The 15,804-nt window shown below is 38.6% G+C and carries 21 protein-coding genes; 6 read left to right on the top strand and 15 right to left on the bottom strand.

What is annotated here, in order from left to right; translation table 11 throughout:
- Nucleotides 1–43: 43 nt before the first annotated feature.
- From D1868_RS09995 to D1868_RS09975, 5 genes are all read right to left on the bottom strand, one after another.
- Nucleotides 44–1,132: a CoB--CoM heterodisulfide reductase iron-sulfur subunit A family protein gene (locus D1868_RS09995; protein WP_156007740.1), complete on the bottom strand. Its 1,089-nt coding sequence runs from the start codon at nt 1,130–1,132 to the stop codon at nt 44–46.
- Between the two features lie 56 nt (nt 1,133–1,188).
- A complete protein-coding gene (locus tag D1868_RS09990) occupies nt 1,189–2,508 on the bottom strand; it encodes a CoB--CoM heterodisulfide reductase iron-sulfur subunit B family protein (protein ID WP_156007739.1) in 1,320 nt (439 codons plus the stop codon).
- Between the two features lie 123 nt (nt 2,509–2,631).
- Entirely contained in the window at nt 2,632–3,465 is an 834-nt protein-coding gene (locus tag D1868_RS09985) for a 4Fe-4S dicluster domain-containing protein (protein WP_156007738.1), read from the bottom strand.
- A 70-nt stretch (nt 3,466–3,535) separates the two neighbouring features.
- A complete protein-coding gene (locus tag D1868_RS09980) occupies nt 3,536–3,775 on the bottom strand; it encodes a sulfurtransferase TusA family protein (protein WP_156007737.1) in 240 nt (79 codons plus the stop codon).
- A 10-nt stretch (nt 3,776–3,785) separates the two neighbouring features.
- Complete coding sequence (locus tag D1868_RS09975) at nt 3,786–4,208, bottom strand: DsrE/DsrF/DrsH-like family protein (RefSeq protein WP_156008014.1); 423 nt, start codon at nt 4,206–4,208, stop codon at nt 3,786–3,788.
- A gap of 185 nt (nt 4,209–4,393) precedes the next feature.
- Between D1868_RS09975 and D1868_RS09970 the strand changes: the two genes are divergently transcribed.
- From D1868_RS09970 to D1868_RS09955, 4 genes are all read left to right on the top strand, one after another.
- Complete coding sequence (locus tag D1868_RS09970) at nt 4,394–4,771, top strand: DsrE family protein (protein WP_156007736.1); 378 nt, start codon at nt 4,394–4,396, stop codon at nt 4,769–4,771.
- A gap of 6 nt (nt 4,772–4,777) precedes the next feature.
- A complete protein-coding gene (locus D1868_RS09965) occupies nt 4,778–6,097 on the top strand; it encodes a dihydrolipoyl dehydrogenase family protein (RefSeq protein ID WP_156007735.1) in 1,320 nt (439 codons plus the stop codon).
- A gap of 284 nt (nt 6,098–6,381) precedes the next feature.
- Complete coding sequence (locus D1868_RS09960; RefSeq protein WP_156007734.1) at nt 6,382–6,729, top strand: hypothetical protein; 348 nt, start codon at nt 6,382–6,384, stop codon at nt 6,727–6,729.
- Nucleotides 6,726–7,289, top strand: a complete 564-nt coding sequence (locus D1868_RS09955; RefSeq protein ID WP_156007733.1) for a thioredoxin family protein — start codon at nt 6,726–6,728, stop codon at nt 7,287–7,289. The genes D1868_RS09960 and D1868_RS09955 overlap by 4 nt, the downstream gene beginning before the upstream one ends.
- Here D1868_RS09955 and D1868_RS09950 read toward each other — a convergent pair.
- Nucleotides 7,252–7,575 carry a PIN domain-containing protein gene (locus tag D1868_RS09950; protein WP_156007732.1) on the bottom strand — a complete coding sequence of 108 codons (324 nt, stop codon included), beginning with the start codon at nt 7,573–7,575 and terminating at the stop codon, nt 7,252–7,254. The two genes, D1868_RS09955 and D1868_RS09950, sit on opposite strands and share 38 nt — an antisense overlap.
- A 49-nt stretch (nt 7,576–7,624) precedes the next feature.
- Here D1868_RS09950 and D1868_RS09945 point away from each other — a divergent pair, with 49 nt between their 5' ends.
- Nucleotides 7,625–8,521 carry a DUF1641 domain-containing protein gene (locus tag D1868_RS09945; protein WP_156007731.1) on the top strand — a complete coding sequence of 299 codons (897 nt, stop codon included), beginning with the start codon at nt 7,625–7,627 and terminating at the stop codon, nt 8,519–8,521.
- On the opposite strand, the gene D1868_RS09940 is transcribed toward D1868_RS09945, so the two are convergent.
- The 8 genes from D1868_RS09940 to D1868_RS09905 all read right to left on the bottom strand — a co-directional run bounded on the left by D1868_RS09940 (nt 8,495) and on the right by D1868_RS09905 (nt 14,629).
- Nucleotides 8,495–9,523: a histone deacetylase family protein gene (locus D1868_RS09940; RefSeq protein ID WP_156007730.1), complete on the bottom strand. Its 1,029-nt coding sequence runs from the start codon at nt 9,521–9,523 to the stop codon at nt 8,495–8,497. The two genes, D1868_RS09945 and D1868_RS09940, sit on opposite strands and share 27 nt — an antisense overlap.
- Nucleotides 9,480–10,304, bottom strand: a complete 825-nt coding sequence (locus D1868_RS09935; protein ID WP_156007729.1) for a DUF8155 domain-containing protein — start codon at nt 10,302–10,304, stop codon at nt 9,480–9,482. The genes D1868_RS09940 and D1868_RS09935 overlap by 44 nt, the downstream gene beginning before the upstream one ends.
- 1 nt (nt 10,305) lies before the next feature.
- The gene (locus D1868_RS09930; RefSeq protein ID WP_156007728.1) at nt 10,306–11,361 is read right to left on the bottom strand and encodes a radical SAM protein; all 1,056 of its coding nucleotides are present in this window, start codon (nt 11,359–11,361) and stop codon (nt 10,306–10,308) included.
- Nucleotide 11,362: 1 nt separating this feature from the next.
- Nucleotides 11,363–12,253 (bottom strand): radical SAM protein, encoded by an 891-nt coding sequence (locus D1868_RS09925; protein WP_156007727.1) that lies wholly within the window; start codon nt 12,251–12,253, stop codon nt 11,363–11,365.
- Nucleotides 12,250–13,284 carry a lipoate--protein ligase family protein gene (locus D1868_RS09920; protein ID WP_156007726.1) on the bottom strand — a complete coding sequence of 345 codons (1,035 nt, stop codon included), beginning with the start codon at nt 13,282–13,284 and terminating at the stop codon, nt 12,250–12,252. Before D1868_RS09920 ends, D1868_RS09925 begins: the two co-directional genes overlap by 4 nt.
- A gap of 96 nt (nt 13,285–13,380) precedes the next feature.
- Entirely contained in the window at nt 13,381–13,638 is a 258-nt protein-coding gene (locus D1868_RS09915) for a sulfurtransferase TusA family protein (RefSeq protein WP_156007725.1), read from the bottom strand.
- 196 nt (nt 13,639–13,834) lie between these two features.
- On the bottom strand, nt 13,835–14,221 hold the full coding sequence (gene lrs14, locus D1868_RS09910) for an Lrs14 family HTH-type transcriptional regulator (protein ID WP_156007724.1): 387 nt from the start codon (nt 14,219–14,221) through the stop codon (nt 13,835–13,837).
- 51 nt (nt 14,222–14,272) lie between these two features.
- Nucleotides 14,273–14,629, bottom strand: a complete 357-nt coding sequence (locus D1868_RS09905; protein ID WP_156007723.1) for a hypothetical protein — start codon at nt 14,627–14,629, stop codon at nt 14,273–14,275.
- A gap of 33 nt (nt 14,630–14,662) precedes the next feature.
- Between D1868_RS09905 and D1868_RS09900 the strand changes: the two genes are divergently transcribed.
- The gene (locus tag D1868_RS09900) at nt 14,663–15,268 is read left to right on the top strand and encodes a 7-cyano-7-deazaguanine synthase (RefSeq protein ID WP_231112378.1); all 606 of its coding nucleotides are present in this window, start codon (nt 14,663–14,665) and stop codon (nt 15,266–15,268) included.
- Here the strand turns inward: D1868_RS09900 and D1868_RS09895 are convergent.
- Nucleotides 15,263–15,769: an HAD family hydrolase gene (locus D1868_RS09895; protein WP_156007721.1), complete on the bottom strand. Its 507-nt coding sequence runs from the start codon at nt 15,767–15,769 to the stop codon at nt 15,263–15,265. The genes D1868_RS09900 and D1868_RS09895 overlap by 6 nt on opposite strands.
- Between the last annotated feature and the right edge of the window lie 35 nt (nt 15,770–15,804).

Genomic DNA, 15,804 nt, shown 5'->3' with positions numbered 1-15,804 from the left:
ATTAAAAATATCTCTTACATAATCAGGATTTAAAAAAATAGTGTTAATGATGAGCCACCTCTACCTGTACGGGCTCCTCCCATATACCTTTAGTTATATATTCATAAGCTTTCATTGAAGCTGCATAACCTTCTGTTATTGAATCAGATATCGTCTTAGGACCAGTTATCGCACCAGCTAAGAATATACCCTTCTTAGTAGACTGAACTGGTAAGGTATGCTCGTCAAGCGGCTTTACAAACCCATGCTGTTCTAGCTCTAAGCCTAATACTTTAGCTACTTGTTTTGAACCTAAACCTAACTCCATACCGTTAGCTAATATCACCATATCATATGGAACTACTAGCGCTCTGTTTAAGTTCATTGTATCTTCTCCCTTAATTATTACAGTATCGTTAGGTCCTCTCATAAACTCTGATATCCTACCTCTTATAAACCCTACTCTATAATCTAATTGAGCCTTCCAATATAATCTATCTTCCATTAGACCATATGTTCTTATATCCATATAGTAAATATGAACAACTGCATCAGGTATTCTCTGTTTTATCTCCATTGCTTGTTTGATTGATACTGCACAGCATACCCTAGAACAATACGTATTACCTACAGTAGCGTCTCTTGAACCTACACACAATAATATAGCAACCCTCTTTGGCGGTGTCCCTTTCGTAGTTACTAGCTTATTCTCAGATAACATTTTCTCTATGTCTGATATCTGATAAATATTGGGGACTATACCGTAACCATATTCGTATTTCCTCCTTGAATCGAAGTGTTCAAAACCAGATGCAGCTATAATTGCATTAACTTTCTCGTTAATCACTTTACCAGTTTTATCTTTTATACCTACAACAAAACCGCTTCCTTCCTGCTTTACACTATCTACAATACTCTCCTTATAGATCTTTATATTCTTACTCCCTTCTACAGCCTTAATCAGGGGATCAATAACTTGCTCAGAAGGAACTAGGTTAGGGAACAAGAGACTATACTTAAGCTTTTTAGGAGTACCACCTAAGTATGATTCCCTTTCTACCAATACCACATTAACTCCTAAATTAGCCAACTCCTTCGCTGCTGAAAGACCAGCTGGCCCTGCACCAATAACTAGAACTTTTTCTCCGGCCATTTAATCACCTAATCCTAACATTTATTAAATAAAATTAATTTAAAAAATTTTGCTTTTCACTTTTGTACAGCTTTTTCTCCCTTATACCACTTCACTCTATCAGGTAATGTTAGGTAGAAATCAATCTTTCTGTGAGGAGTATACAAGTATTCGGGCTGGGCTTTGCCTTCTCTTAAATCAGCTAGATACTGTAGGAACTTCTCCTTGTAGTCATCAACTGGTACACCTATTTTCCTTAAGAAACCTTCAACATCAGTTGCGTGCCAATGTATTTGAGCAATCTTGTATGGATCTGCACCCATTGCAATTGCTGCAAACTGCGCGTCTGCTAGAACTGGTAAGTTATAGTTAAAACCATGAGCTTTTCCAGCCCACTGGCTTTTGTCTAGTGTCGTTACACATCCAGTATCAGATGTTACAAATACGTCTGCATGTCCTTCCTCTACTGCAGGAATTACCTTCTTAAATAATGCGAAGCTCCTGCTGAATTCTCTCTCTGTTAATATATGCCTGAAACCGAATCCACAGCAGTCCCACCAAGTAGAATAATCAACGATTTTAGCACCGAAGTTCATTACAGTACCAGTAGGCGCTGCGGGTCTCCTACCTTCGAAGACTTTCGGATCGTATACGGTATCATCGGGAACTAGCTTATAAACATGGCATGGTGTATGAACTGCGGCTTTGACATTACTTAGATCGTATTTCTTCTGCTGTGCTAACTGCTTGCTCATTACGAATAGCCACTCTGAGTAATGTACTACTTCTTCAGGGATCACGATGTCCATTCCTAGCTTTCTCATTATTGGCCTTAACTTGTCTCTTATCTCTTTATGTAAGACTAACATGTTTCTAATTTCTTTATAATGACCGAAAGACGTACCACAGTGTATTAACGGGAAGTAGTCAGTTTCATAAGCTCTCCACATGTTTCTTACATAAACTCCAGCTAAGGCTACAGGGTTAGAAGCACCGGAAGCGTGGTAGTTCCAGCCAGTGCATGAAGTCTGGTGTGGCTCATCTAAATAGTCTATCTCGGCCTTATTCATCATCCAGAAAACCGAAGTGGGATAACCTGGAATATGCCCACATTGTCCACAACTCTTGTGGTTCCATAGTTTGTTTGTGGGTATTTTCTTAGGTAATCCATTAATAGTCTGAACTTCTACCGGATTATTGTAGGGCTTTATATGATGAACTATTACTTCTCCCTCGTCTTCTAATTTATATAATTCCTCTTTAATGTGTTGAATACCGTGAGGAGTACTATATTTATATATAATTCTCTGATATACTTCATTCCAATCTACGTCATCTGCATAAGGAAAAGCTTCTTTTATTGCTTCTTGCATCTTTTTTTCTTCTTGACTTGTCATGACTTACACCTTTACATCAATTTATGTAGTTTATAATATATAAACTTTCATTTAAAACATTTATTCATAGATACTAAATAAGCAAAAAATACATAAATTTACACAAATATTGAATCTTTTCCTTTATAAGTCCATCCAGTTGTCAGGCAATTCATCTTCGTTTAATTCTCCTTTTTCCCATTTTTCTCTTATTTCCTCTAGTTGTTGTTTCCTCTCTTCATATATGTCCATGATCATTTCGTATAGATCTTCATCCACCTTCTTTATTGAATCCATCACACCTGATTCAATGAAAATTGTCATTAATTCAACCGCAGTTTGTAAAGAAGATTGCCAACCTATATCAGTCCTCTGCATTAGATCGACTGGAACTGCCTTTCTATACACATCCATATTCTTTGACTCTTCGACCGCTTGTGGACCCCAATCTGGGAACGCATCAGGTTGAATCATATTTGGAGTTACTTGGTTACCTGTCGTGATTACAGTGTATAAGACTCTTCTATATGGGGCTAATATTTCTTTTGCGGATGGAAGTCCAAATTGGACTGCATATTCCCTTAGAAGCATTATTAATCCAGCTATTTCGTTATTAAATGGACATCTCATAGAACAAGTATAGCATTGAACGCACGCCCATACTTTCTTGTTGGTAAATTCCCATATCTTATCAACTGCATCTCTCATCATATACTGTATCATTTCTCTAGGTCCAAAATCATAGAATTTTGCAGCCGGGCATCCAGAAGTACATACGCCGCAGTTTAAGCATCCCCTCAAATACTCGTTAAATCTAAAATCTGATTTTACGGCTTCCCAGAATTTCTTTGCAAGTTCAGCCTCTTCTTCAGATAATAAGCTATGGAAATTCCTCATCTCTTCAGGTTCAATTGCTTGATCTGTGTAAGCCATATCCATTACTCTTGGATCATCTGGTAGTGGTATAACTTTAGACATACCTAATCAAATAAATTAATCGAAAAGTTACTTATAAATTTTGTTAAAAAAATAAATTATTATATTACCTTTACTTTACTCTCTTAATTAGAATTCTAGTTACTCCACCTTGCTGTTGCACGTCTAATATTTGTTGCCCCGTCCTCCTAGCCCACGCTTCAATGTCTGGTTTGGCTGCGGGGTCTGTAGCTAAGACCTCAAGCACTTCTCCAACTTGAATTTGCTTTATAGCTTTAGCCGTTTCCATTACTGGACCGGGACAATACATTCCCCTTGCGTCTAAGGTTTTGGCTATTTTAACTTCTGTCATTTTATTCACCTTAAATGAATAATACAGTTCCTCCTTCTGCTCTATCTAGGAAAGTTGCAACACCTACAACATCGTCAACAAAGCTAGCTAGGTCTTCCCTCTTTATTCCGAAGAACTCCATGGTGGTGCTACAAGCGTATACTTTGACTTCTCCTACCTCTTTTGCTTGTTCAATTAGTTGATACCACATTGGGTACTTCATTTCTTGCATTTTTTGCATCATCATCGGACCGAACTTTTCATAGTTCTTGTCAATAGGGGCTGGTTGATTCTGTAAACCTTGTTTAGTTATATTTGTTAATCCCCAGAAAGTGAAGAATAGATTCACTTCATATCCCGCTGCAGCTGCTCCAGATGCTAAAATACCAACGGGCATTAGCTTATCTATTGTGCCTGAGAAGACAATTATTGAGAGTTTTTTCTGCTCTCCCATTTGTATTCCCAATTACTATTTTTTAATTAAAATTATATAAGCTTTCCTGATATCGAAATTAATGAAAAATATATCTTTTTTATTTAATTGATATCAAATATACGAAATAAATATAGTGTCTTCTGTTAATTTGTTTGATAAAAAATTTAAGTAAGCTTTTTTAATTATTAGTTGAGGGGTGCTCGATGAGCGAAGAACAAAAGAAAAAGGTATTAATAGTAGTAACACATGGTCCAGAAGACCTAGATAGGACGTATGCGCCACTTTTTATGGCGTCAATAGCAGCATCAATGGAATATGAAGCACAAGTCTTCTTTATGATAAAAGGACCACTATTATTAAGCAAGAAATGGCAAGAAGAAGAAAGGAGGAAAGGAGGAAACCCGTTCATACACTTCTTCGATATGGCTAAAGACAACGGTGTGAAGATGTACGTATGTGTCCAAAGCCTAAAGGACATGTGTCACATGAACGAAAGTGATGTAGTGGATGGAGTAGAAATAGTGGGTGGTTCGACACTAATAGACTTATTATTTGATGCTGACAGATCATTATTCTTCTGAGTAAGTATGGATTTTGATGTCGCGATAATAGGTGGTGGAACTGCAGGGTATACTGCCGGAGTACTGCTCGGGAGAAGGGGGAAAAGGGTAGTTGTAATAGAGAAGGAAAACATAGGAGGTACATGCGTAAATTACGGCTGTGTACCCAGTATTTTTTTATCTGAGTTATCTTTTTTATATTCTAGACTCAAGGAGATCGGAGATTATAAGGGAATTATTATTTCAGTGTCATTAGACGGATCCACTTTTTTCCGTAAGAGGGACGAAATCATAGAATACTTACGGAGCGCAGGAGAAGGACTAATCAAGTCTTCTGGTGGAGAGATTATAAGAGGAGAGGCGGAGATACTGGGTAAGAACGAGCTGAGTGTGAACGGTGAAAAAATATCGGCTCGTAATATAATTATCGCATCCGGTTCGAAACCTAATACTCCATCGATTGAGGGAGTTGAAAATGCCATAAGCGAGGACGAAGCCGTAAGATTAGATAGAGTCCCCTCCTCTATGGTTGTTATAGGAGGGGGCGTGGCAGGAACCGAGATAGCCCAAATATTTGCGAAACTTGGTTCTTCAGTAACACTATTATCTAGGGGTAAAGTCCTCAAGGAAATTGAAGAGGAAACAAGACACGTTTTAATGAACGGATTGGACTTTGACGGCGTTAACGTTGTAGAGGGTGTCACACCGAAGAAAATTAAGGACGGTAAAGTGATAACAGACAAAGGTGAATATGAAGGAGAGATAATAGTATACGCTACCGGAAGGATGCCGTCAATACCTAAGGGTACACAAAAAATAGGAATTGAGACTACGAGAAACGGGATTATTGTGAACAGAAGACTGGAGACCTCAATTAAAGGCATATACGCTATCGGTGACGTAATTGATAAGGAAAATAGGGTTGCCCACTTAGCATATATGGAAGCCATAGTAGCTTCCCTAAATATTCTGGGGTCTTGCGAGGAAATGGATTATGAGGGGACACCACAAGTAATTTACACTGATCCTCAAATAGGGATTGTAGGTGATAAAAGAAAGGTTGAAAAGTTCGTGAAATTCCCTTATGCTGCAAACACTAGAGCCATAATTAGAGGTTTTAGGGAGGGGTTCTCCGCCATAGGAATAGACAAGAACGGAACAGTAGTTTACTCAGAAATTGTAGGGGACTCTGCCGAGGAGTTAGTTAACTTGTTAGCATTAGCAGTTAGGAAGAGATTAACAATTAGGGACCTAGCTTTCTCGATATTTGCTCATCCATCCTTAAGTGAGGTCGTACTAAACGCAGCTAGGGACGAATTCGATTTGGACGTAGACAACTATAAGTGATACTAACTGTAAGTGAACTAGATTTGTGACTTATTTGTCTTACTAGATGGTAAAATAATAACGTTATTATATCACGCTTTGTAATATATAGTAAATTTGAAATTTTATAAATAAATCGGTAAATAGTTATTGTTATTTAAACATTTTAAAATGATTCCTTTGGTTAAATACATACTATTCAATTTTTAATTTAATAGAACTAACGAATTAAACTAAAATTTCTAAAATTGTGGAATTAACCGACTTAGCCAAATTTTATAATTCATAGAGTAAAGATAATTTGTATGTCATTAGCCGATTACGTTAAGAAAAGGGGATTTGAGCTAGAGGAGGCTGAAAATAAGCTCATAATAAAGATGGAAGGATACTCGTTTTATATAGATAAATCATCAAACGAAATAGTATTACCCATCCCCTTACCTACCGGTAAAGAAAGTCTTGATGATTTAGTTGAAATGGGCATAAGGTATGCTAGGGCTGCAAGAATAACACAAGGCTTAGGAGAGCCAGTTACTTACGAGCTTAACAATAACATGATACTGATAAAAAGAAAGTTCTCAAACGTGCAAGAATTAGAACAGAAATTAATTAAGGCTTTGGATGGTATAGAGAGCTTGAGGTATTTCTTATGAGTTACGACCCAATTATCTCCCAGTACTCCAAGTTCATAAAAGGGCTTACCATTGAGCAATGTAAAGCGAACGAAGTAGTAGACAAGCTCACTGAAGGCAATAATATAATAGAAAAGAATAATTGTGATAAGCCTTACGTAAAAGTTTTAAAAAACAACAGACTCTTCTTTACTTACTACGGTATTCCCACAGCTAACGAGTTGTGGCCCTTTCTTAACTCACTAATCAGAGTTGCGAACAATGCAGTGCAGCTTGACGAAAAGGAAAAGGCAGAAGCGGTAAAAGTAAGGGGTAACATAAAGCTTTTCGTGACACCTGATTGTACAAAATGTCCTATAGCTGCTGAACTATTGTATCAGATACCTATAGTAAATGAAAGTGTCAGCTTAGAGATAATAGACGTTACGGAATATGAGGAATTGGGAAAAAAATACAGAGTGTTGAACGTCCCTAAGATTGTTCTTAACGAGAACGTGGAGATACCCGGTGGATTTCCTCCCCATATAATTCTTAAGATGTTGGTCAAGGGTAGTGAAAAACAGCAATCCCCATCTTCCTAGCGATTTTTTCCACATTCTCGTTGTCTGTAAACAATTCGGCAGATAACTCTTGTGCTACCAAGACCGATTCAGAATCAGCTTCGTCTAGACCTGAAATTTTGATGGGTTTATGGGAGTAAGCCCTTATCCACACATCGTTATCAAGAAGATTTGATGGGTTTACCCCCATTTTAAGTGCTTTAGAGAACGTGAGAGTTGTGACAACGATCTTCTTACCTGCTAGGGCTTGCCTCAGTTCAGGGATTCTGGTTACCAAGTTTGTCGTTATAACTGCGTACTTTGTCATATTAAAGTATATAAAATACAAACTATAATAAAGTTAAGAGGAGATAAAAGTGGCTCAGACATTCGAAGACCCTCTCGAAAAACTCACTAACCCTGAAAATATACAAAGGCTCTCTAAGTTAATAGATGCTTTACCTGCACTTGAAAAAGTGACTACTAAATTAGCTGAAATGGATAAACAAGGCCAGTTAGACTTAATGATGGGATTACTTGACCAAACTGTTTCTATAATTGATGCTGTACAGAAGGCTGACTTAATAAACGCACTCATCTCATTCGGAATGGACCAAGTAACAAAAATACAAGCACTATGGCCAATAATAGAAAAACTAACAAGCGATAAAGCCCTATCCCTCCTACAATCACTCGATGTTGACGCACTACTTGACGCAACAGAAAAACTCCTACCGTTGATGCAAAAAATGACGAGCGAAAAAGCACTAAAAGTACTACAAACCATGGACATAGACGCACTACTCACAGTAGCCGAGAGATCGATCCCATTATTACAAAAACTAACAGGTGAGAAGACCCTCAAACTATTAGAGACGATTGATATTGATGCAACACTTAATGCTTTAATAGCCCTATCCCCAGTTATGAAACAATTAACGAGCGAAAAAACTGTCAAACTACTCACACAAGTCGATTTCACCTCAATGTTGTCGTTGCTTGAAAGGATGGCTGAGTTACAAAAGGCAGGAGTTATCGATAAGATGATGAAGTTATTTGAGGTGTTCGGTGATCCGCAATTCGTAGACGCTATGGTAGCTTTAATGCAGAAGATGGGCATAGCAATGAAGATGTGGGTACAAGACTTACCGCATGTGAAACCTGTAGGAACGTTCGGATTGGTAGGTGCCTTAGGTAACAAGGACACAAGTTACGCTTTAGGTGCAATGTTAAAACTTGCTGAAGATTTAGGTAAAGTGCTGAGGGAAGGATAAGAGGAGAGATAAAGTCTCTTTAGCTTTTTTTATATTCTCAGTATTCGAGATTGTAGGAGTTTCTAACTCTTCTTTCTTACCACTGAGACCAACTAAGAAACTCACCATACATTCGGAGGACATCTTCCCATATCCCCCTCCACCATATCCAATAACTTTAGCACTTTTAGCCAACCTTCTCACTTTCAAGCCCAAAAGGTTATACGAGTTACAAGTTAACTCCAGAGACTTAAGTCCGTCATCCTTATGACCGTCTACCCCAGAGATCACAACAATATAGGATGGATCATATTCCTCAACTATGTCGAGAATTCTCAACGCTATTTCGAATACATCGTCTCCCGAACTAAGAGGTAACGGAAAATTATAATTAAGCCACTTCCCCTCTCCCTCTCCTCTCTCCTCAACCCTTCCGGTGCCAGGGAAAAACTTGCCATCATAGGCAAAGATGTTTATTTTTAACACGGGCTTATCATACAAATACTCCTGAAGCCCATTACCGTGGTGTGCATCAACGTCTATTATTGCCACTTTTTCCTTTCTTTTAAGTAGTTGAAAAACAAGATACGCCACGTCGTTTATAGGACAGAAACCCATTGGTCTAGAGTACGTAGCATGATGGAACCCGCCTAGTGGGACGTAAATAAAATCTAAATATGAGGAAAACTTTAACGCAGTCTTCGAGGCACCAAGCACAAGTAATACGTCCTCAAATATACCGGGATAATGAATAGTGTCCCCTCCATCCAAATATCCAGAATAGGGCAAAGCACTGACTTCTTTAAGCCTATTGACGTAATCCTTCGAGTGTATCTCGAGGAGATCGTCTAGGCTAGCTAACTCAGGTTTAATTTCTACGAACTGGAGTTTTCTTCTCGCTATTTCTATGAACCTCCTAATTCTCTCTTTAGAAATATCCCTTATCATGTGGTGAGAAAACGATATGTCCCTGAACCTATCATCCCATATAATACCTAATAATTTCTCCGAGGTCAATTTTATCCCCTAAATCTCCGTTATATTTTCTAAAAAACCTTATCCTCGGTTTTCCACCGTAGGATAACACAGCTTCAAAAAACGCTTTACCACAGACAGGCTGATTAGCTAGGATCTTAAACGATGCCTTTTGTTCCCACGTTTTGATCAACCCTCTCTTTCCTTCAAAGAGAACTACATTCCTTTTCCTAAAGTTCACGGGTCTGCCTAGATTTATATCGAAAAATGAGAGTTGACCATTAAAACCGCCTATAATACCCCCGTAACAAGCATATGGGTAGCTGGTGTTAAGTAGTCCTCCGCAACAACCTACACCGTGAAGATTTCCCGCTGACGCGTAATCTTCTACCTCCACATCGAAATAATTCTCAGTAATTAACACGACTTTTCCACATCTCGACTCTTTGTAATCGGACACCTTGCGGAACTTAAATGTTAACCCCTCGATATGGGCGTGTAAAAAATCTCCTCCAGTGTAAGGGGAGTTAATAAAATACCCTATTTCTTGTCCTTCCTTAACTTCCTCTCCCTCATTTATTATGGGCTCTACGTGTAATACCTTAATCTTCTTGTCCTCAATCGAGAAAGTGAGCATATAATCGTAATTGGACTTAACGTATTTGTTTGGTCTCCCTATAAAGAATTTTTCGACTCTAAGGAGCTTCCCATTGAACGGTGAGAAAAAAGTTCTTTGATCCGGTGAACTCAAGTCTATAGCTTTACCCCTAACATGAGAAGGGAAACCGCTTGAGAAAAAACTGATTAAAGAACCCCTTTTTATGTACATTCTACTTTCGTTCTAGTGCTTTTATTACGTTGTCTAGCTTAGACTGCCTTAAAGCTTTAATTGCCATCTCTCTTGACGGATACCAAGGAATGTTTCTGAACTCCATCGTGGGTCTCTCATTAGAATAAGGTCTATTACAGCCTGGACAACCTGAAGTCATGAAGGCTGGTGCTATATCATCAATACTCAAGTCGGAAGGTATATTGATATCTATCAACCTCTCGTTTTCGTCGAATACAAAGTCAGAATACGTTACGAGATCGTTTTCGATAAGCCATCTTGCAAGTTGTATCCTTCTATACACGTTCACTGGTACAGGTTTTCTCTTCTCCATTAACGTATTTTGTTCTGGGTAAAAGGCGAATAATGTAATCTTTGCCCCTCTTTGATGAGCATACCACATTATATCAACAGCTTCCTTTTCAGTCTCACCTAATCCTATTATCAGATGTATCCCTGCATTTCCTTTACCGAATACTTCTACAGCCTCATCAATACCCTTAAGATACCTATCCCAACTATGCATACTTCTGACTTCCTTCCCTCTTGTCATGTCAAAAACTCTCTTGCTTGCAGCGTCGATTGCTACATCTATCATATCCCCTCCTGCCTTCCTCATCTCCTCCATGTGACGCTTGAACGTGTAGGTCGGGGTTACTAATTCTGATATTGATAGCTCTATTCCGGCCTCTCTAATTCTCCTCGTGATCTCTATTGAGTCTTGTGCTGCCCTAGGGTGGGCTAACTGCCCCACGCATATTCTCTGTAATCCGAACCTAGGATCACCTTGTCTCTCCTTTATCTTCTTTATAACGTCATCTAGTTTCCTTAAAGGCCATTCGACTCTTATCAGTGTCTTGCACTCAGGACCTTGAGATACTTCTCTGGCTTGTCCACAGTAGGCACAGTTAGCCTTACAGCCGTCTGGGTAATACTGCAAGAGGTTTATTGTTGTGTTTAGAGCATTGTTTAAAAAAATACCTGGACTAAAACCTAATACCATATCTGCTCCGAAACTTAACCTTACCCAATCTGGACTACTTACCATTCTTAACATATCATACCACCCCTAAAATATCAAAAACTACATTCGCACAACATGAATTATTAAAAATAACTTGTCTTTTACTTAACGCATAATTTATAGTCTCCTCCTCTGGGAAGGCTATTCCGTCCAACTCGTAATCTACCGCAAATTTTTCCACCTCCAAATACCTCCTACCTCTGGGTCTTGCACACCCGAGCATGACCGGAATGGAGAAGTTATCTCTTGCCTTCTTCATAACTCGAATCATCTCGTCGGGTTCAGGCTGTCGTAAAGAGAAAGATGAGGAAAGAGGCATAAGTCCAACGACTATAACAGCGTCTGGGTTTACGGACTTTAACATATCCAGAGCGTTTAGTTCGCTTTCTACCCCCTTTTTACTTAAGCCTACTATGACATGAGGGACTACCATTAGCCCTGCCTTTTTCAGATACCTAAACGAATTCAAGTAATCGTCAACCGTAAAAGGTTGACCAAGTGTGTCCTTTATAGTATCGTCATCAGCGACCATATCAAGTAAAGCTATTTTAACTCCTGCCTCCTTAAACTTTAGAGCTATTTCTTCGCTTTTTACGACTCCTGTATGGGCGATAAAAGTCATTTTATCTTTGTACTTCTGAAGCACTGAAGAGAACTTCCAGATGGGAACTTCTCCCCTAATAGTAGAACCTCCAGAGAGTATAAGCCCCTTGTGCCCTTCACTTAACGATTTTTTGATTTGTATTTCAAGCTTTAGAGGTGAGGATGCATCCTCCATGCTCTCGAGGATCCTTTTATTACAATGTTTGCAGTTAAACGCACAAGCGTTTCCAGTTACAGAGACGATCCTCCACCCTTGCTCAGAGGACATATACTCGGTTTCATACTTCTTCAGCGCAGGTGCATATAAGAATAGGGGTCTCACTTTTTCAACACCTCATTAAACAAGGAGATTAGGTCGTTTTCGCTTATTCCGATAATCTTTATACCCTTATACCACTCCCTGATGTTCTCCTCAAGTTCATCCACTCTACTCCACTTAAGTCTGGACTCTAAATCGTAGATTGCCCTTCGGGGTTCTACGAAGAAGTCTCCGGTTAGTAAAACACTTTCAATTATTGACTCACCTGCAAGCTTGACTTGTAACCTGACTAGCCCACCTGGGAACTTTCTCTCTATAAACTTCACATCCCCACTTAAGGGTTTTCTGAGGTTATATATCCAATCCGGAGAAGAATACTTCAACCTGAGTTGTGAAATTAACTTCTTCTCTTCCTCAGTATACTGACCTTCCATCAACTTTACCCCTAACGCTTCGGAGAAGCTATCCTTTGCTATACTTATTAACTCGCTCATTTCGATACTACGTCCCAGTTCCTTTGATACCCACGTCAATCTCTCTTTGAAATCTTTAGCTAGCTTGTCTTTCAGTTTCTCGGAAGTGAGCCTTAACGTAGATACAAGAGCTTCTGCGTCGAAGTCTAAGAGTATTGTCCCTGTTACTGCAATATATTTACCTATTGAGAATGCACCTATCCCAGATATCTTTTTCCCCTTGACTTCTACGTCATTCTTAGGCCTGAAATTTGCGTCAATCCCTAACTTCTGAAGTGTTTTTATTACTCCTTCAGCGCCTTTTTTTATCGCATTTTCTGGGGAACCTCCTAATAGCGAACCATCAGCATAAATCTCCCAGCCCAGTTGGTCTTTTCCCATTATTATAGCTCCTCCACCGGTAGGTCTTCTCCCTATGTCCCAACCTCTTTTTTTCACCTCATCAACATTCACTTCTTGCTCTACCGCTTGATGGTAGCCTATAAGCACGGCTGTAGGATCGAATATGACGAAGCGTAGTATTGGGGGAGCACCATTACTTACTGACTCTAATAACGCCTCTTCGCCAGCGAGTATTAGGTCTTGCGGTCCTCTCTCTACGATGAACCTAAAAGAATCCATGCTTAGGAAAATAACTTTTTTAATTTATTTAAATATTTCTTCAAATAGAAAAAACGGCTATTTATATTGTTCTAAAGTGAAAAGAATTGTAAACCTTTAGCAACCTCCGACTTTAACGTCCTTTAATTCTTTACTGCTACTACTCTTCTCAATGATCATCGTATATACTCCATCCTTATTGGTGTTTTCCACAATCTTACAATCCATTAACTTAACGGCTTCGGTTATCATGTCCACGCATTTTGGATCTTTAAACATTACTTTTACTGCACCTTCTTTCATCCCCATTAGCTTAGCCACGGTTTTCATGAAAGGCTCGGGGCATTCAGCTGAAGTAGCGTCTATTATCTCCATAGTTTGTAAGATTGAGTTAAAAACTTAAAAATATTGTCGAACTAACTAAACCCCATGAAAGTCATTTGTCCGGTTTGTAACAGACTGTTCGAGGCCGAATGTTCTCCTTATAAAGAGACTTATAATGAGATAGTATATTATTTCGACACGGAAATGTGTTTGCTAGCTTTTAGAAGTAGCCCTGAAAAATTTATATTCAAGTGCCAAGAGAAGAAAGCAGAACCTTAGGCAAAATATTTATAAACATCTGGGAACATTTTTTGAAATCCTCCCTAATACGCTCCACTAGTTGCTGTGTCTCAACAGCCTTATAGACATATTTTGGTCTACCGCCTTTAGAGGACTGCATTTTTTCCCTGATAATAAACCCAAGAGATACGAGCTTGTTTAGGCTTCTATTGATAGATGCTTTAGATAACTTCAGTGACTCTACTAATTCATCCTCTGTAACTGTCTTTCTTTCGATTACAGCCTGGAGTACTTTGTACTCAGTGTCAGATATGTCGTAACAGAATGATAAAGCGTCAAGCAACTTTACTTCTTTGCCCGATGGTAATACTACTTTCTCACTTTCCACTTCCATGATTTAATATCTATTAATAGATATATTTAAATTTTATCAAAAAAACCAAACTTAACCCCAAATCCCCCTATTAATATCCTCAATCTTAGTGTATAGAGAAATCTGGAAATACCTAAAGACTTCTACAACAAAATTTCTAGCTTGCTCGTCTTGCATTCCTGAGATTTTAGTCAAAAGATCGTTTATGAACCTCTGTAAATCGTTATAGGTGGCTTTGTCCATCATGCTTTCGTATTGACGAAGATCCAGCATAGACTTTATCTCGTCAACAGTTTTTGCACTTTTTAATTTCTCATAAATGATCATTACAACACCCCTTCCTTGCTTTCCAAAGAGAGCGTCTTCAGGCTTTCTCAACCACCTTGCATAAGTTGCAGCTAATTTTTTAGCTTCATTCTCAAGCGACATATGTTTAATTCCTCATGGGCTTATTTAAAACATATGGGAAAATCACTACTGTTAATGAGCGGAGGCTTAGACTCTTCTTCCGTAGCCTTTTACCTTTCTAAAAAAGGTATAGACTTTGATTGTATAATATTTAACTACGGGCAGAAATCAGCGAGAATGCAATTAAAAGCCAGTAAAGAGATTTGTAGAAAATTGAACAAGAAGTTAATAAAAATAAACATAAAACAAGTAAGGAGACCCTTCGTAGAGGGACTCTGGCTTAAACCCCATGAGCCCATAGTTCACAGAAATCTTGTCATAATTCCAATAGCATTGGCACTAGCAAAAGAAAGGGGATATGAGGAGGTAATACTCTGTACAGTAAAAGAAGACTGTGAATTTGAAAGAGAAAGATTTTACGTGATTAAAAAGCTTAAAGAATTAGCTGAAATTCTCGGCGTAGAGCTCTCTACCCCTTTCGCCGGTTTCCCCAAGTGGTTACTATTGAAAATAGGGATTCAGTCGGGCTTAGATCCACAACTAACTTACTCCTGCCTCTTAGGACACAAATACCACTGCGGGCAATGCAGTCAATGCAGGAAGAGAATAGAGGCTTTCAAGATACTCAAGATAAAAGACCCTACAGTTTATCTATCATAGCTTCCTTAACCTCATCAGAATCTCATATAACTTTTCTAAATTATCAGCCATTATATAAGGACTATATCTTGAACAGTCTTGAAATCTTTTAACACAGGCTACTTTTATCCTTGAGTCGAAGAACCTAGCCGATAAAAGGTCTAGGGGTGATGAACCTATCGTCATCGTCTCCACCGGATCCCATCTTGTCATATCAAACAATGCCTTATAGGGGATCTTGCTTGGTTTAGTTATTCCATCGTCGTTACTTACATAGCTAAAGTTAGCAATGGCTAGACTTTCCATAACCTTCTTAGTCGTCTCTTTGTCGTAAGGGGAAAGAAATACTATTTTATCATTACTAACTTTTTGCCTTAACTTCTCTAAAAAGGGAGACCAGTCGGGGAAAACTTCCGTAGTAACCTCTAACCCTTCTATTTTTTCTCCCTTATACTTGCGATACAAGACATCTGTCAAATCGACTTTAAGAACTACCCCGTCAAGCCATATAACGAAGTTCATAACTTGTATTAATGAAAGTTAATAAGTTAATATTT

It is taken from the genome of Stygiolobus azoricus (assembly GCF_009729035.1).
GTDB lineage: Archaea > Thermoproteota > Thermoprotei_A > Sulfolobales > Sulfolobaceae > Stygiolobus > Stygiolobus azoricus.
The sequence above is the reverse complement of the archived record's forward strand: the minus strand, read 5'-3'. Positions and strand labels throughout refer to the sequence as shown.

Bases quoted from the DNA above. Each gene is read 5' to 3' on its own strand.
- D1868_RS09930 (WP_156007728.1), bottom strand. From the start codon at position 11,361: ATGTTAAGAATGGTAAGTAGTCCAGATTGGGTAAGGTTAAGTTTCGGA.
- D1868_RS09895 (WP_156007721.1), bottom strand. From the start codon at position 15,769: ATGAACTTCGTTATATGGCTTGACGGGGTAGTTCTTAAAGTCGATTTG.
- D1868_RS09960 (WP_156007734.1), top strand. From the start codon at position 6,382: ATGTCATTAGCCGATTACGTTAAGAAAAGGGGATTTGAGCTAGAGGAG.
- lrs14 (WP_156007724.1), bottom strand. From the start codon at position 14,221: ATGGAAGTGGAAAGTGAGAAAGTAGTATTACCATCGGGCAAAGAAGTA.
- D1868_RS09980 (WP_156007737.1), bottom strand. From the start codon at position 3,775: ATGACAGAAGTTAAAATAGCCAAAACCTTAGACGCAAGGGGAATGTAT.
- D1868_RS09990 (WP_156007739.1), bottom strand. From the start codon at position 2,508: ATGACAAGTCAAGAAGAAAAAAAGATGCAAGAAGCAATAAAAGAAGCT.
- D1868_RS09950 (WP_156007732.1), bottom strand. From the start codon at position 7,575: ATGACAAAGTACGCAGTTATAACGACAAACTTGGTAACCAGAATCCCT.
- D1868_RS09900 (WP_231112378.1), top strand. From the start codon at position 14,663: ATGGGAAAATCACTACTGTTAATGAGCGGAGGCTTAGACTCTTCTTCC.
- D1868_RS09985 (WP_156007738.1), bottom strand. From the start codon at position 3,465: ATGTCTAAAGTTATACCACTACCAGATGATCCAAGAGTAATGGATATG.
- D1868_RS09965 (WP_156007735.1), top strand. From the start codon at position 4,778: ATGGATTTTGATGTCGCGATAATAGGTGGTGGAACTGCAGGGTATACT.
- D1868_RS09955 (WP_156007733.1), top strand. From the start codon at position 6,726: ATGAGTTACGACCCAATTATCTCCCAGTACTCCAAGTTCATAAAAGGG.
- D1868_RS09970 (WP_156007736.1), top strand. From the start codon at position 4,394: ATGAGCGAAGAACAAAAGAAAAAGGTATTAATAGTAGTAACACATGGT.
- D1868_RS09935 (WP_156007729.1), bottom strand. From the start codon at position 10,304: ATGTACATAAAAAGGGGTTCTTTAATCAGTTTTTTCTCAAGCGGTTTC.
- D1868_RS09995 (WP_156007740.1), bottom strand. From the start codon at position 1,132: ATGGCCGGAGAAAAAGTTCTAGTTATTGGTGCAGGGCCAGCTGGTCTT.
- D1868_RS09975 (WP_156008014.1), bottom strand. From the start codon at position 4,208: ATGGGAGAGCAGAAAAAACTCTCAATAATTGTCTTCTCAGGCACAATA.
- D1868_RS09905 (WP_156007723.1), bottom strand. From the start codon at position 14,629: ATGTCGCTTGAGAATGAAGCTAAAAAATTAGCTGCAACTTATGCAAGG.
- D1868_RS09915 (WP_156007725.1), bottom strand. From the start codon at position 13,638: ATGGAGATAATAGACGCTACTTCAGCTGAATGCCCCGAGCCTTTCATG.
- D1868_RS09920 (WP_156007726.1), bottom strand. From the start codon at position 13,284: ATGGATTCTTTTAGGTTCATCGTAGAGAGAGGACCGCAAGACCTAATA.